Consider the following 13,569-nt stretch of genomic DNA (forward strand, 5'->3'; position numbering starts at 1 on the left):
GGACGGGTGAAACCTGTCCCCGCCGCGATGGGAGATGCATATGGCCTTTTTGCTTCGACGCCTCGGATTCTATCTGGCTGCCTTCATTGCGGCTGCCACGATCAATTTCTTCCTGCCGCGCCTGATGCCGGGGGATCCGATCCAGATCATGTTTTCCAGCACCGGCACGGAACTGTCGGCGGAAAATCTCGCGTCGCTGAAGCTGACGTTCGGCTTCGTCGATGGGCCGCTCTGGCAGCAGTACCTCACCTATCTCAAGAGCATTTTCACTGGCGATCTTGGCCGGTCGATCAAATATTTCCCGCTGCCGGTGACGGAGGTTCTCGGCCACGCCCTGATCTGGACCGTGGCGCTGATGGGAACCGCCACGCTGATCAGTTTCACGCTTGGGACATTCCTCGGCATTCTAGCCGCCTGGCGGCGCGGCAGTGTCTTCGACGTCGTCGTGTCCGTCGGCGCGATCTTCGCCACCTCCGTCCCGGCGGTGGTTACGTCGCTGATCGTGCTTTTCTTCTTCGGCTTCACGCTCAACTGGTTCCCGACCGGCTATTCCGCCGATCCGGCGCTCGATCCGGCGTTCTCCCTGAACTATATCCTCAGCGTGCTCTATCACGGCATCCTGCCGATGCTGACCCTGTGTACGGTGCTGACCGGCGGCTTTGCCGTCACCATGCGCAACAACATGATCAATCTTCTTGGTGAGGATTACATTGTCATGGGGCGGGCCAAGGGGCTTTCCGACAGCCGGGTGATGATATGGTATGCGGCGCGCAATGCGCTGCTGCCGACGGTCAGCAGTCTTGCCATCGCCATCGGCACCGTGCTCGGCGGTTCGCTGGTGACCGAAGTCGTGTTCAATTATCCCGGCCTCGGCAATATCCTCTATCAGGCCATTCTCGCCCGCGACTATCCCGTCATTCAGGGCCAGCTCCTGATCATGACCATCGCCATGCTTGTCGCCAATTTCATCGTGGATATCAGCTATGTGCTGCTCGATCCGCGCCTGCGGAGGACATGAGCCATGCAACCTCTCATCGCCGGACTTGTCCGCAACCGCAAAGCCCTGGTCGGCATGATCATTCTTCTGATCATCGTCCTGATCGCCCTCGCGGCACCGCTGCTGACAGAGTATAACCCGGCAGCGCGCGTCGGCCGGCCGCATCAGCCGCCATCGGCCGAGCATTGGCTCGGCACCACGCGCATCGGCCAGGATGTTTTTGCGCGGCTGATCTACGGGGCGCGGACATCGCTTGCCGTCGGTTTCGGCGCCGGGCTCCTGATTACGGTGCTGGGCACGGCGCTCGGCATCATTGCCGGGTATCGCGGCGGCAAGACGGATGAAGTCATCAGCTTCTTCACCAATATGGTGCTGGTGGTGCCCAACCTGCCGCTACTGCTGGTGCTTGCCTCCTTTATCGGTCAGGCCAGCCCGCTGGTCATTGCCATCATCCTCGGCTGCACGTCCTGGGCCTGGGGCGCGCGCGTCACCCGCGCGGAAACCCTGTCGGTCAAGCAGAAGGATTTCGTCAAATCGGCCGAAATGATGGGTGAGCCGCGCTGGCGCATCATGACCTTTGAAATCTTCCCCAATCTGATTTCCATCGTCGGCATCAACTTCATCGGTAGCGTGATTTTTGCGATCATCACGGAAGCAACGCTGGAGTTCCTTGGTCTTGGCGATCCCAAGACCGTGTCCTGGGGCATGATGCTGTACAACGCGCAAAAAGCGTCAGCCCTGTCCGTCGGCGCCTGGTGGGATATCCTGACCCCGTGTTTTGCTCTCGCGCTGCTGGGGATCGGCCTGTCGCTGCTGAACTTTGCCGTCGATGAGATCGCCAATCCGCGCCTTCGCACGGGAAACAGCATGAGCCGCTGGTCGGCACTGATCCGCTCCGGGGAGGGCCGCCTGTGACCGCACCGCTGCTTCAGGTGAAAAACCTCACCATCGACTATATCGGCGACAGCACGGATTTCCGCGCTGTGGACGATGTCAGCTTCGACGTCGCCCGCGGCGAAGTCTTCGGTCTTGCCGGAGAATCCGGTTGCGGCAAGAGCACCATCGCCTTTGCCATCAGCCGGCTGCACAAGCCGCCGGCATTGATCCGCTCCGGCCGGATACTCCTCAAGGACAGGGATGTGCTCGATCTCAACCCGGCACAGCTGCGGGATTTCCGCTGGCGCGAAGTGGCCATGGTGTTCCAGAGCGCCATGAATTCGCTCAATCCCGTGCTGCGCGTCCAGGAACAGTTTTATGACGTGCTGCGCACGCACCAGAAGATGAACCGGGCGCAGGCGCGCGAGCGGACGGCGGAAATGCTGCGTCTTGTCGATATTCCGCCGGATCGGATGAAGGATTATCCGCACCAGTTTTCCGGTGGTATGCGCCAGCGTATCGTCATTGCCATTTGTCTCGCGCTCAATCCGAAGATCGTCGTGATGGACGAGCCGACCACCGCGCTCGATGTGGTGGTGCAGCGCGAAATCCTGCAGCGCATCAACGAACTGCGCCGCACCTTCGGCTTTTCCGTGCTGTTCATCACCCATGATCTCGGCCTGATGGTGCAGTTCTGCGACCGCATCGGCATCATGCTGGCGGGCAGGCTCGTGGAGCAGAACACCGCGGAAAACATTTTTGGCGCGCCGCAGCACGACTACACCAAAAAGCTCTGGGCTTCCTTCCCGTCGCTGCACGGAGAACCGGTGATGGAGAAGGTATCGATATGAGCGATCCGCAAACCGCTATCCTTGCGCTCGACCGCGTGTCGAAGTCCTTTGGCACGGCGCCGTTCAAGGTGAATGCGGCGCAGTCGGTTTCCTTCGAGCTGCATACCGGCCGGACCCTTGCGCTTGTCGGCGAATCCGGCAGCGGCAAGACCACCTGTGCCCGGCTGGTGATGCGGGAATACATGCCAAGCGAAGGCCAGCTGCTGTTCAAGGGCAAACCTGTCGCGACCGACAACGCCAAGGCGCTCGCCGCCTATCGCCGCTCGGTGCAGATGATCTTCCAGGATCCGTTTTCCTCGCTCAATCCGGCCCATACCATCGACTATCACCTGCGCCGCCCGCTGCAGCTGCACCGGCGTGACCTCAAGGGAAAACAGCTCGATGCTGCCATCGAGGAACTGCTGACCCGGGTCAAGCTCGACCCGAAAATCGTCGCGCGCAAACACCCGCATGAACTGTCGGGTGGACAGCGCCAGCGCGTCAACATCGCCCGCACGCTGGCGGTCGGCGCCGAAGTGATCGTGGCGGACGAGCCGACCTCGATGCTCGATGTGTCGGTGCGTCTCGGCGTGCTCAACCTGCTCAACGAGATGAAGCGGGACATGAAGCTTGCGCTGCTTTATATCACCCATGACATCGCCACTGCCCGCTACGTCGCCGAGGACATTGTCGTCATGTATGCCGGACAGATCGTCGAATGGGGCAATGTCAACAAGGTCATCGACAACCCGCAGCATCCCTACACCCGGCTTCTCCTATCGGCGGTGCCCGATCCGCAGATGCGGTTCGATGATCCGAAGGCGCAATTGAAGGCGGCCGATGTCGACGAAGTCCGACGCTTATCAGCGGTGCCGCAGGATCGCATCGTCGCTATCGAGCCCGGCCATTTCATCCGCCAGATCGCAAGCGGCAGGGCGGCGTAGAGCGCGCCGTCGCGATTGACCAAAACTGCCGGATGATTGCACAATCCTCCAAAGCGGATCAAAGCTGGCGGTTCGGCTCTGGTTCGCGCGCGTGATGACACCTAGATAGGGTGGGCATTACCCGAGGAGAGCTGCCGTGGACAAAATTACCGAGCTTGCACAATTGATCGAAAAGCACACGGGTGCCGATGGGCTGTTTTCGACGGATATTCCGCGCCTGAACCTCGCCCGTGCCACGGCGCCGACCGAGCCGAACCATGTGGTGCATGAACCGGCGGTCTGTGTGATCGCCCAGGGCCGCAAGCGCACCATGCTGGGTGACGAGGTGTATTATTACGACAAGGCGACCTATCTGACCGTTTCCGTTGATCTGCCGATTGTGGGTCATGTCATCGAAGCGTCGGAAGACGAGCCGTATCTGTCGCTGCGCCTTGACCTTGATCCCACCATGCTCAGCGCATTGCTGCTGGAAGCGCCGAAGGAAAGTTTCAGCAACCAGCTGCCCGACCGCGGCATGTCGCTCAATCCGATGGGGCCGGACCTACTCGACAATGTCGTGCGGCTTGTCCGCCTTCTCGATACGCCGAAGGACATTTCCATGCTGGCGCCGTTGACCGAGCGTGAACTGCTCTACCGGCTCCTGACGGGCGAACAGTCCGGCCGCCTGCGCCAGATCGCCCAGTCGGAAAGCCGCCTGCATCAGGTGAACAAGGCCATCGGACTGATCAAGCGCAATTTCCGCAAGACGCTGCGCATCGAGCATGTGGCCTCCGAAGCCAATATGAGCCCGTCCTCCTTCCATCAGCATTTCAAGGCGGTGACGTCGATGAGCCCGCTGCAATACCAGAAGCAACTGCGGCTGCAGGAAGCGCGGCGGCTCATCCTCAGCCAGTCGCTGGACGCGGCAACGGCGGGCCATGCGGTGGGTTATGACAGCCCGTCGCAGTTCAGCCGCGAATATGCGCGCCTGTTCGGCCAGCCGCCGCTGCGCGATATCGCCCGGCTGAAGGACATGCCGGACTATCTGCTGGAAGGCTAGAGCCGCCTACTGGTCGCCTTGTCGAAAATGTGCAGGGCACCGGCATCGATGGCAAAGCGCTGGGCCATCCCGGCTGTCACCGCCGATTTCGGCGGCAGGCTGGCGGTCAGGCGCTGGCTGCCGATGGTTGATGTGACCACCAGTTCGGGGCCGGTCAGCTCCACCACCTCGACCATGGCATCGATGCCAAGCGCCGCATCGCCAGCCGGAGCAAGGCTCAGGCTTTCGGGGCGGATGCCGATGACGACATCGCGTGCCTGACCGGCCTTTTCCCGGATATCGGCGGGAAGCGCAAAGCCGCTCAGCGATCCGTCAATATGGGCGATACCCTCGGCGACCGTGGCCTCCAGCATGTTCATCGGCGGCGAGCCGACGAAGCTGGCGACATAACGGGTGGCCGGGCGGTTGTAGATCTCATCAGGCGTTGCCAATTGCTCGATCTGGCCGTCGCGCATCACGGCGATGCGGGTTGCCAGCGTCATCGCTTCGATCTGGTCATGGGTGACATAGACAATCGTCGTCCCCAGCATCAGGTGCAGGCGCTTCAGTTCGGTGCGCATTTCCATGCGCAGTTTCGCATCGAGGTTCGACAGCGGCTCGTCGAACAGGAAAATTTGCGGATCGCGCACCAGAGCCCGGCCGATGGCGACGCGCTGACGCTGGCCGCCGGAAAGTTCGGAAGGCTTGCGTTCAAGCAGGTTTTCGATCTGCAGGATTTTTGCGGTCTTGCGCACGGCGTCCGTGCGTTCGGCCGCCGGAACCTTGCGCATTTCCAGCCCGAAGCCGATGTTGCGCGCCACCGACATGTTCGGATAGAGCGCGTAGGACTGGAACACCATGGCGATGTCCCGGTCCTTCGGATGTACGCCGGTCACGGAGCGGTCGCCGATGCGCACGTCGCCTTCCGTTGCTTCCGCCAGCCCCGCAATGATGTTGAGGAGCGTGGACTTGCCGCAGCCGGAGGAGCCGAGCAGCACCAGGAACTCGCCGCTGGCAAGCGACAGGTCAATACCTCTCAGGGTTTCGATGACGCCGTAGCGTTTCCTGATGTCGATGAGTTCAAGGGCGCTCATTGCGCATTCTCCGGCGTGGTGTCGAGGTCATGGCTGTCATAGCGGCGGGGTACGGTCGAGATGGCTTTGGACGCCACATGGACACCGGCGGCGATGCAGTGTTGCAGGGGCATTTCCCGCGCAAGGGCGGCCAGGAAGGCCGCATTGAAAACATCGCCGGCGCCGATCGTGTCGGCAACGGACACCATCGGTGCATCGGTCGTCACCAGCTGATTGTCCGGGCCGATGGCCAGGGCACCGTCCGATCCGCATTTGACCACGACGATGGCATTTTCCGGCATCAGCGCCTTCAGCGTGCGCGCCGCGTCTGCTGGCTCGATGCTGTTGGCAAGCCGCGTTGTTTCCACCTCGTTGAACAGGGCGCAGTGACAGCGCGACAGCCATCGGCGGGTCGCCGCACGGTTGGCGTCGCTCCAGCCGTCGGCTGGCCAGCCGGTATCGAGCGCGACGCGGATATCGTTGGCATCGGCCCAGTCAAACAGCGCGTCATAGTCCGCAACGAGCGCATCGGTCAGGAATGAACCGCACAGGAGGACATGACCGCCGCGCAACCGGTGCGTGTCCAGCATGGCGAGCACATCCGGCCAGGATAGGGCGCCGAGATGGCCGCGCGTCGTGAAGAACGTGCGCTCGCCATTGGGATGGGTAATACCGACGGACAGGGTGGTTCCCATCGGGGCGACAGGCCAGCGCTGGCCGCGCACGCCGAATTCCTCGCGCAGCCATTGGCCGAACTGGTCGCTGCCGACATTGGCGGCGATCTGGAAGTCGATGCCGAGCCCTTCCCAGGTCAAAGCCGAATTGCCGGCCGAACCGCCGACACGCAGTTCGTCGTAATCGACCATGATCTCCGTGCCGGGCGTCGGCCAGGGGTCGGCGGGGCCGAGGATCAGGTCCACATTCACGTTTCCAATGACGGCAAGCGGACGCATGATCCTATTCGCTCCGCGTAATCTTGGTGGAGCGCACGGGCGTTCCGACATCGGCGACCCGTTCGCCGGCAAAGGCGATCATGAAATGCTGCGCGGCGGGCAGCAACGCGAAAATGGCGGCGATCCCGGCGGCTTCACCAGCATTGACGGTGGTAACGCCATCAATCGGCTTTTCGCCCGAGGCGTCGAACACCACTACAGGCGATCCTGCTTCGCACGCGGACACGGCCATTCCGGCAACCAGTCCGGCGGTGGCATCCTTGCCGCGGAACAGCACCACGCCGACCTTTGGCCCGAGCATTTCCATCGGCCCGTGCCGCAGTTGCCCGCCTTCCAGCGAGAAGCAGGGGATGCGCGACAGTTCGGTGAGGCCGAGCGCAATGGCTTCGGCGACGCCCTGCAGACGGCGCCCCGATGTAACCACCGAGGAAACATCGGAGAGTGTTTTGACGGCCGCATCAATCTGCGCCGTGTCACCGCGTTGAAGGCGCTCGAGCGCTGCCGAGGGATCGTCGCCCAGCGCTGTCAGAACAGCAAGATGCAGCGCAAAACTGACGGTCAGGCTGCGGGTGGCGGCAAAGGCGTTTTCGGTGCCGCCGGCACCCACGAGCGAGGGCACGGTGCGGGCCAGCGTCGATCCGCCTTCGAGCGTCAGGCCGAACGTATCGGGCGCCACGCCCGCTTCGGCAAACCAGCGCAGCACTTCGGCGCTTTCGCCGGACTGGGACGTTACAAGCACTGTCTTGCCGCTTATCGGCACCGGCTGCCCGAGCTGTTCCGACAGGGGCAGCGCCACCGCATCGATCCCCAGGCTGCGATAGAGCGGCTCGACGGCCCGATTGACCGCGTGGGAGCCGCCCATGCCGAGCAGCAGAAGGCGTCCGGTCTTGCGCAGCGATTGGGCGATTGTTGTGGCAAGCGGCTTTGCCGCTTCGAAGGACGCGATTGCATCGGCATTCTGCCGCGCCATTTCCTTTTCGATCGCCACAAGGCCGGCGGGGCGGTTCTGGTCAGATGTCATGCTCATCCCTTGACGCCGCCATTGGTCAGACCCGAAATCAGGGCACGCTGCATGAACAGACCGATGATCAGCGGCGGCAGGGCGGCCAGCACACCCGCTGTGGCGATCAGTCCGTAATCGGAGACCCGGCCGCCTGCAAGATCGGCGATGGCGACGGTGAGGGTCTTGGCCCGCTGGTCGGAGGTGAACAGCAAGGCATAGAAGAATTCATCCCAGGCGAGCAGGAAGGCAAAGAGCGCCGCCGTTGCCATGACCGGTGCGGCCAATGGCAGGGTAATCAGGCGCAGGATCTGGTCAAGCCGCGCACCATCGACCGTCGCGGCGCTTTCGATTTCGCGCGGAATGGAATCGAAGCCGGATTTCATCAGCCATGTGGTGAAGGGCGCAAGGATGGTCAGATACACCAGGGCCAGTCCGAAAACGTTGTTGAGAAGACCGAGGGCCGACAGCGCCATATAGAGCGGAACGGCGAGAGCGACCGGTGGCAGCATATAGGTGGCGATGACCGCATAGAGGGACCAGCCGACGCTTGGCGTGCGCGATACCGCCCAGGCCGAGGGTATGGCGACAACAAGTGCCGCCGCTGTTGCCATGCCCGCCACTTTGAGACTGTTGAAAAGCGAGGCGACGAATGCCTCCCCGGCGCTGTTGGCGACGCTCGACAGGAGAACACCATAGCGTGAGAGGTCGATGGTTTCGGGCCACCAGCGCAGCGGCTTGGTGATGAGGTCGGTGGTCGACGAAATGCTCATGATGAACAGCCAGACCACCGGCGCAAGGATGACCGCTGCCAGCAGGAGCGCTGCGGCATGGACAAGGATCGTGGCTGTCATGCTGCGGCGTTCCATCAGGAGGCTCCTGCGCTTTTGCGGATCAAGGCGGCATAGGCGACGGCAAGAACGGTGACGAGAAGCGTGACGATCAGGGCAAGCGATGCTCCGGACCCTGCGCGCTGAAATGAGAAGGCTTCCTGATACACGAGGATGGACAGCGTGCGGGTGCTGTTGGCCGGGCCGCCGCGCGTCATCACCCAGATAAGGTCAAAGACCTTGAATGCTTCGATGGTGCGCAGGACCAGCGCAACCATCAGCGGGCCGGCGAGATAGGGCATGATGACGAAACGGAACCGGGACCAGGCGCCGGCACCGTCCACCATCGACGCTGCGGTGATATCGCGCGGCACGGCCTGCAGCGCGGCGAGCGCGATCAGCGCCACCAGCGGAAAATTCTTCCAGCAGTCGGCAACGATGAGGGCGGTCAGCGCCGTGCCGGGCTCGCCGAGCCACGAGCGATAGGTGTCGAGAAGGCCGATCTGCGTGAGCGCCGCGTTAAGCGCGCCATATTCCGGGTTGTAGATCAGCCGCCACAGGGTGGCATTGACCACCGTGGGGAGGGCCCATGGCAGGATCATCAGCGCCCGCAAGACGGAGCGGCCATAGAACTGCTGGTTCAGGAGTAGCGCGGCGAGAACGCCGATCACCATTTCGGCTGCGACCGAAAGCACGGCGAACAGCGTGGTGGTAACGAGGGTCCGCTGAAAATTCGAGCCGGACAGCATTTTCACGTAGTTGTCGAGGCCAACGAAGCTGCCAGCCGTGCCGACCAGTTTGGCATCGGTGAAGGAAAGGCGCACGGTATCGACCAGCGGCCAGCCGATAATCGCAATCATGACGATGAGAAGTGGCAGCATCAGGAGCCACGCGCGTGTCGTAATCCAATTGCTCGTCATGAAAAGCAGCCTGCCACACTATCAATCATTGAGAAAGATACGGGCGGCGGTGCACATCCGCCGCCCGTATGGTTGCATCACAGGCCGCTGTTTGCGGCGGCTGTCTTGAGCGCATCTTCCGGCTTGGCCTGGCCGAGCAGCGATTCCTGCACTGCCTGCTGCAGGGCGGTCGACAGCTCCTGATATTTTGGCGTCGTCGGTCGCGGATACATCACCGCAAGGCTCTGCTTGGCGGCAGCAATCAGCTCTTCCTGGCCCTTTGAGACCGCGGGATCCGCATAGGATGATGTCCAGATCGGCAGGCTCAGCTTGGCATACTGGTTCTGTGTCTGCTGCGAGGTCATGAACGCAATATACTTCCAGGCCTCATCGGGATGCTTGCTGGTGGAGGTGATGCCGAGGCCCATCGAGCCGTTGACGGCGGAGACGGCGCTCTTGCCATCGATACCCGGAGCGGGAACAACGCCGACCTTGCCGGCAACCTTGCTGTCCTTCGGATCATTGGCCATGTTGTACATGTAGGTCCAGTTGAGCGCGAAGGCGGCTTCGCCGTTCTGGAATACGCGGCGCACGTCCTCCTCCAGGAATTCCTTGGAGTTGGGGTTGGTCAGGCCGGACTTGTAGCTGTCGACCATGTAGTTGAGGGCATCGAGGCCGCCGCCCGACTGGAAGACGGGCTTGCCGTCCTTGATGAAGCTGCCGCCATAGGCACTGACCAGCGTGGCGTAATCGCAGATCGCGGCTTCCGCCTGCGACCAGCTCCAGGCGATCGGTGTTGCCAGGAGGCCTTTGTCCTTGATGGTCTTGGCCTGCGCGGTCAGTTCCGCCCAGGTCTTCGGCGGGTTCTTGATGCCGGCCTTTTCGAGGATTTCCTTATTGTAGAACAGGTACTTCGTGTCGAGAATCCATGGCATGCCATAGCGCTTGCCCTGATACTCCACCGTGGTCCATGCACCGGGAAGCACGCCGGTCTTCATGTCGCCGGTAATCTTGTCCGAGACGTCAAGCAGCACCTTGTTGGTGGCGTATTCCGCCGGCCAGATCACATCGAACAGAACCACGTCGTAACCGCCGCCCGAGCCCTGGGCCAGGACGGTCTTGTCGTGCAGGCCTTCATAGGGCACGAATTCGAGGTTGACGGTGACATCCGGATTGGCCTTGGTGAAGGCCTCGCTCATCGCGCGGACATCGGCTTCGCTATAGGCAGCCTGCGCCATGAAAAGCGCGTTGATCTTGGTTTCTGCATGGGCGGGAGAGGCAAGCGCTGCTCCCAGAAGTGTTGCGCCAAGCAGCGCGGTCTGGATGGATTTCAACATGGTACCTCCTATTTGGCTCTTGTGGCCCGGAACCTGTCCGTGATGAACGGGTGCCGGTTGGTGGTCATTATGCGCGGGAGCTTTTGTCATTCAGGACTGTCCGCGACGTGCCTACGTCCAGCCAGTGCTCACGTTCCCCAAGACTCTTGCGGTCTTTTGATTAAATCAATTGTTTTGACTTATTTCTTGATCAATATTGATCTGGTGTCAAGAGGGGGCGGAATGGACGCGAGAAAATCGATCCGGGCCAAGAGCGGAACCAATCTGGGTGGTGCGAGCGCGCACAACCGTCGCATCATGATCGATGCGCTGCGGGTCAATGGCGCCTTGTCCCGCGCTGACCTTGCCCGTGCCACCGGACTGACCCCGCAAACCGTGTCCAACATCATCGAGGAACTGGCCCGCGACGGGCTCGTGCAGTCGCAGGCCAGTGTCCGCAAGGGCCGGGGCCAGCCTGCCACACCGTATCATCTGGTGCCCGATGGCGCTTTCGCCGTCGGCTTGCAGATCGACCGGCATGTCACGCGCACCGTCATCGTCAACCTGGTTGGCGACGTGCTGGTGCAGACGGAATCCAAATTGCCCTCCGGCGGCCCGGCGGAAGGGGTTCTTGTCATTCTCGATATCGTCAAAAAGGCCTGTGAAACGCTGACAGCGCAATTCCCGCATGCGGCGAGAAAGCTCGTCGGCCTCGGCCTTGCCATGCCCGGCCCCTTCGGCATCAATGAGCTCTATGACGATCCATGGATGATGACAGCCTGGCAGAACTTTCCGCTGGCCGAGCGGATAGCGGAAGGCACCGGCCTTGAAGTTGCCCTGCAGAACGATGCCTCGGCGGCGGCAACGGCGGAAAGGCTGCTGGGCGCCGCCCATGGCCTTGACCATGTCGTGTGTATCTATCTCGGCTATGGTCTTGGCGCCGGACTGATCCTCAATGGCGAGATCTATGGCGGGGCCTACTCCAATGCCGGCGAGATCGGCATGATGCTGGCGCTGGCTCCCGGCGACGATGCGGATGTCGAGCCGCTGGAGCACTACACGTCCATGGCCTCGCTGTGCAACGTGCTGGGTATCGACCCTTCGGACCCCCGGCTTTTCGCGCTGGTCACCGATGCGGTGGTCAATGGTGGTCCCGACGTGGAGCGCTGGATCGACAACGCGGCGGACCGGTTGCGCCGCACCGTTCAGATGCTGGAATCGATCTTCGATCCGCAGACCACCATTCTGTGCGGCGGCGCGCCCAAAGCGCTGATTGACCGCCTGATTGAGCGGATGGGGCCCTTGATGCCGTCGATAGCGGACCGGGCTCTCCGCTACCCCGAGCCCCGCCTTCAGGCAGGGCTCGCTGATCCTTGGTCAGTCGCCTTGGGAGCGGCAGCGGAGCCGATCGCGCGGGCCTTTGACCCGCGTTTCTCGGCAATTTTGAAAACGCCTTAGGCGGCGTTTTTGATGGCTTCACCCAGCATCGACACGATGGTGTCGATCTGTTCCTTCTCGACGATCAGTGGTGGCGACAGGGCGATGATATCGCCGGTCACGCGCACCAGCAGGCCTTTCTTGAAGCAGTCGGTGAAGACATCATAGCCGCGAGCACCCACAGCATCGGGACGCGAGGCGAGTTCTATGCCGGCAACCAGGCCGATGGTGCGGATGTCGACAATGCCGGGCAGGCCCTTGAGGCTGTGGATCGCATCCTGCCAGTGCTCTGCCACATCAGCGGCGCGGGTCAGAAGCCCTTCCTCCTCGTAGACTTCCAGCGTGGCCAGACCGGCGGCGCAGGCGACGGGATGCCCGGAATAGGTATAGCCGTGGAAAAGCTCGATCTGGCTCTCGGGGCCATGCATCAGCGCGTCGTAAATGGTTTCGCTGGCAAACACCGCGCCCATGGGGACCGCACCGTTGGTCAGGCCCTTGGCGGTGGTGACGAGATCGGGCACCACGCCGAAGTAGTCCACGGCAAACGGGGTGCCGAGGCGGCCGAAGCCGGTGATGACTTCATCGAAAATCAGCAGGATGCCATGTTTCTGGCTGAGCGCGCGCAAACGCTCGAGATAGCCCTTCGGCGGCAGGAGAACCCCGGTTGACCCGGCAACCGGTTCGACGATGACCGCGGCGATGGTTTCGGCGCCGTGCAGCGCAACCAGCCGCTCCAGATCGTCGGCCAGATCCGCGCCGTGTTCAGGCAGGCCTTTGACGAAGGCGTTGCGGACGGGATCGTGCGTGTGGCGGATATGGTCGGTGCCTGGCAGGAGCGGAAAGACGCGGCGGTTGTTGACGAGGCCGCCGACGGAAATGCCGCCGAAGCCGACACCGTGATAGCCGCGCTCACGGCCGATGACCCGGGTGCGCGTGCCCTGTCCGATGGCGCGCTGATAGGCGATGGCGATCTTCAGCGCGGTATCGACGGATTCCGAGCCGGAGCCGGTGAAGAATACTTTTGTCAGGCCGGCCTTCTTGCCGCCCGGGGCGTGCGCCGCAAGTTTTTCGGCAAAGTCGAAGGCGAGGGGGTGGCCCATCTGGAACGACGGCGCGTAGTCCATGGTGATCAACTGGCGCCCCACGGCGTCGGCGATCTTTTCGCGCCCATGCCCGGCATTGACACACCAGAGGCCAGCCGTGCCATCCAGCACCTGTCCGCCATCGACATCGGTGTAGTACATGCCCTTGGCGGAGGCGAGCAGGCGCGGCGCTGCCTTGAACTGCCGGTTCGCCGTGAACGGCATCCAATAATTTTCGAGTGATGGTGTATTGCTCATGAGCATGTGGGGCGACTCCTCTTCTCATCACAGGGAGCCATGCTTTCTATTCACCA

13 protein-coding genes are annotated in these 13,569 nt (G+C 62.3%); 6 read left to right on the top strand and 7 right to left on the bottom strand.

The features are described from left to right. Nucleotides 1–40 precede the first annotated feature (40 nt). The 5 genes from ACZ5FP_RS23195 (at nucleotide 41) to ACZ5FP_RS23215 (ending at nucleotide 4,686) form a co-directional block, all read left to right on the top strand. The gene (locus ACZ5FP_RS23195) at nucleotides 41–1,018 is read left to right on the top strand and encodes an ABC transporter permease (protein ID WP_464664810.1); all 978 of its coding nucleotides are present in this window, start codon (nucleotides 41–43) and stop codon (nucleotides 1,016–1,018) included. A 15-nt stretch (nucleotides 1,019–1,033) separates the two neighbouring features. Beyond that, entirely contained in the window at nucleotides 1,034–1,912 is an 879-nt protein-coding gene (locus tag ACZ5FP_RS23200; RefSeq protein ID WP_223614936.1) for an ABC transporter permease, read from the top strand. After that, complete coding sequence (locus tag ACZ5FP_RS23205) at nucleotides 1,909–2,724, top strand: ABC transporter ATP-binding protein (RefSeq protein ID WP_464664811.1); 816 nt, start codon at nucleotides 1,909–1,911, stop codon at nucleotides 2,722–2,724. Before ACZ5FP_RS23200 ends, ACZ5FP_RS23205 begins: the two co-directional genes overlap by 4 nt. Then, nucleotides 2,721–3,647, top strand: a complete 927-nt coding sequence (locus ACZ5FP_RS23210; protein WP_464664812.1) for an ABC transporter ATP-binding protein — start codon at nucleotides 2,721–2,723, stop codon at nucleotides 3,645–3,647. Before ACZ5FP_RS23205 ends, ACZ5FP_RS23210 begins: the two co-directional genes overlap by 4 nt. A gap of 136 nt (nucleotides 3,648–3,783) precedes the next feature. Then, nucleotides 3,784–4,686 (top strand): AraC family transcriptional regulator, encoded by a 903-nt coding sequence (locus ACZ5FP_RS23215; protein ID WP_105733355.1) that lies wholly within the window; start codon nucleotides 3,784–3,786, stop codon nucleotides 4,684–4,686. On the opposite strand, the gene ACZ5FP_RS23220 is transcribed toward ACZ5FP_RS23215, so the two are convergent. From ACZ5FP_RS23220 to ACZ5FP_RS23245, 6 genes are all read right to left on the bottom strand, one after another. Beyond that, nucleotides 4,683–5,759, bottom strand: coding sequence for an ABC transporter ATP-binding protein (locus ACZ5FP_RS23220; RefSeq protein ID WP_464664813.1), 1,077 nt, complete (start codon nucleotides 5,757–5,759; stop codon nucleotides 4,683–4,685). The genes ACZ5FP_RS23215 and ACZ5FP_RS23220 overlap by 4 nt on opposite strands. Beyond that, complete coding sequence (locus ACZ5FP_RS23225; protein WP_464664814.1) at nucleotides 5,756–6,691, bottom strand: PfkB family carbohydrate kinase; 936 nt, start codon at nucleotides 6,689–6,691, stop codon at nucleotides 5,756–5,758. Before ACZ5FP_RS23225 ends, ACZ5FP_RS23220 begins: the two co-directional genes overlap by 4 nt. Nucleotides 6,692–6,695: 4 nt before the next feature. After that, nucleotides 6,696–7,718, bottom strand: coding sequence for an SIS domain-containing protein (locus tag ACZ5FP_RS23230; RefSeq protein ID WP_464664815.1), 1,023 nt, complete (start codon nucleotides 7,716–7,718; stop codon nucleotides 6,696–6,698). Continuing rightward, entirely contained in the window at nucleotides 7,715–8,560 is an 846-nt protein-coding gene (locus ACZ5FP_RS23235; RefSeq protein ID WP_464664816.1) for a carbohydrate ABC transporter permease, read from the bottom strand. The genes ACZ5FP_RS23230 and ACZ5FP_RS23235 overlap by 4 nt, the downstream gene beginning before the upstream one ends. Further along, a complete protein-coding gene (locus ACZ5FP_RS23240; RefSeq protein WP_464664817.1) occupies nucleotides 8,560–9,441 on the bottom strand; it encodes a carbohydrate ABC transporter permease in 882 nt (293 codons plus the stop codon). The genes ACZ5FP_RS23235 and ACZ5FP_RS23240 overlap by 1 nt, the downstream gene beginning before the upstream one ends. Before the next feature lie 77 nt (nucleotides 9,442–9,518). Further along, on the bottom strand, nucleotides 9,519–10,757 hold the full coding sequence (locus ACZ5FP_RS23245; protein ID WP_464664818.1) for an extracellular solute-binding protein: 1,239 nt from the start codon (nucleotides 10,755–10,757) through the stop codon (nucleotides 9,519–9,521). A gap of 222 nt (nucleotides 10,758–10,979) precedes the next feature. On the opposite strand from ACZ5FP_RS23245, the gene ACZ5FP_RS23250 reads away from it, so the two are divergent. After that, nucleotides 10,980–12,194: an ROK family protein gene (locus ACZ5FP_RS23250; RefSeq protein ID WP_464664819.1), complete on the top strand. Its 1,215-nt coding sequence runs from the start codon at nucleotides 10,980–10,982 to the stop codon at nucleotides 12,192–12,194. On the opposite strand, the gene aptA is transcribed toward ACZ5FP_RS23250, so the two are convergent. Next, nucleotides 12,191–13,519, bottom strand: coding sequence for an omega-aminotransferase AptA (gene aptA / locus ACZ5FP_RS23255; RefSeq protein ID WP_464664820.1), 1,329 nt, complete (start codon nucleotides 13,517–13,519; stop codon nucleotides 12,191–12,193). The genes ACZ5FP_RS23250 and aptA overlap by 4 nt on opposite strands. Nucleotides 13,520–13,569 lie beyond the last annotated feature (50 nt).

Source organism: Phyllobacterium sp. T2-21 (assembly GCF_055378485.1).

Coding starts and splice junctions, on each gene's coding strand:
- ACZ5FP_RS23195 (WP_464664810.1), top strand. CDS start 41: ATGGCCTTTTTGCTTCGACGCCTCGGATTCTATCTGGCTGCCTTCATT.
- ACZ5FP_RS23210 (WP_464664812.1), top strand. CDS start 2,721: ATGAGCGATCCGCAAACCGCTATCCTTGCGCTCGACCGCGTGTCGAAG.
- ACZ5FP_RS23220 (WP_464664813.1), bottom strand. CDS start 5,759: ATGAGCGCCCTTGAACTCATCGACATCAGGAAACGCTACGGCGTCATC.
- ACZ5FP_RS23225 (WP_464664814.1), bottom strand. CDS start 6,691: ATGCGTCCGCTTGCCGTCATTGGAAACGTGAATGTGGACCTGATCCTC.
- ACZ5FP_RS23230 (WP_464664815.1), bottom strand. CDS start 7,718: ATGAGCATGACATCTGACCAGAACCGCCCCGCCGGCCTTGTGGCGATC.
- ACZ5FP_RS23235 (WP_464664816.1), bottom strand. CDS start 8,560: ATGGAACGCCGCAGCATGACAGCCACGATCCTTGTCCATGCCGCAGCG.
- ACZ5FP_RS23240 (WP_464664817.1), bottom strand. CDS start 9,441: ATGACGAGCAATTGGATTACGACACGCGCGTGGCTCCTGATGCTGCCA.
- ACZ5FP_RS23245 (WP_464664818.1), bottom strand. CDS start 10,757: ATGTTGAAATCCATCCAGACCGCGCTGCTTGGCGCAACACTTCTGGGA.
- ACZ5FP_RS23250 (WP_464664819.1), top strand. CDS start 10,980: ATGGACGCGAGAAAATCGATCCGGGCCAAGAGCGGAACCAATCTGGGT.
- aptA (WP_464664820.1), bottom strand. CDS start 13,519: ATGCTCATGAGCAATACACCATCACTCGAAAATTATTGGATGCCGTTC.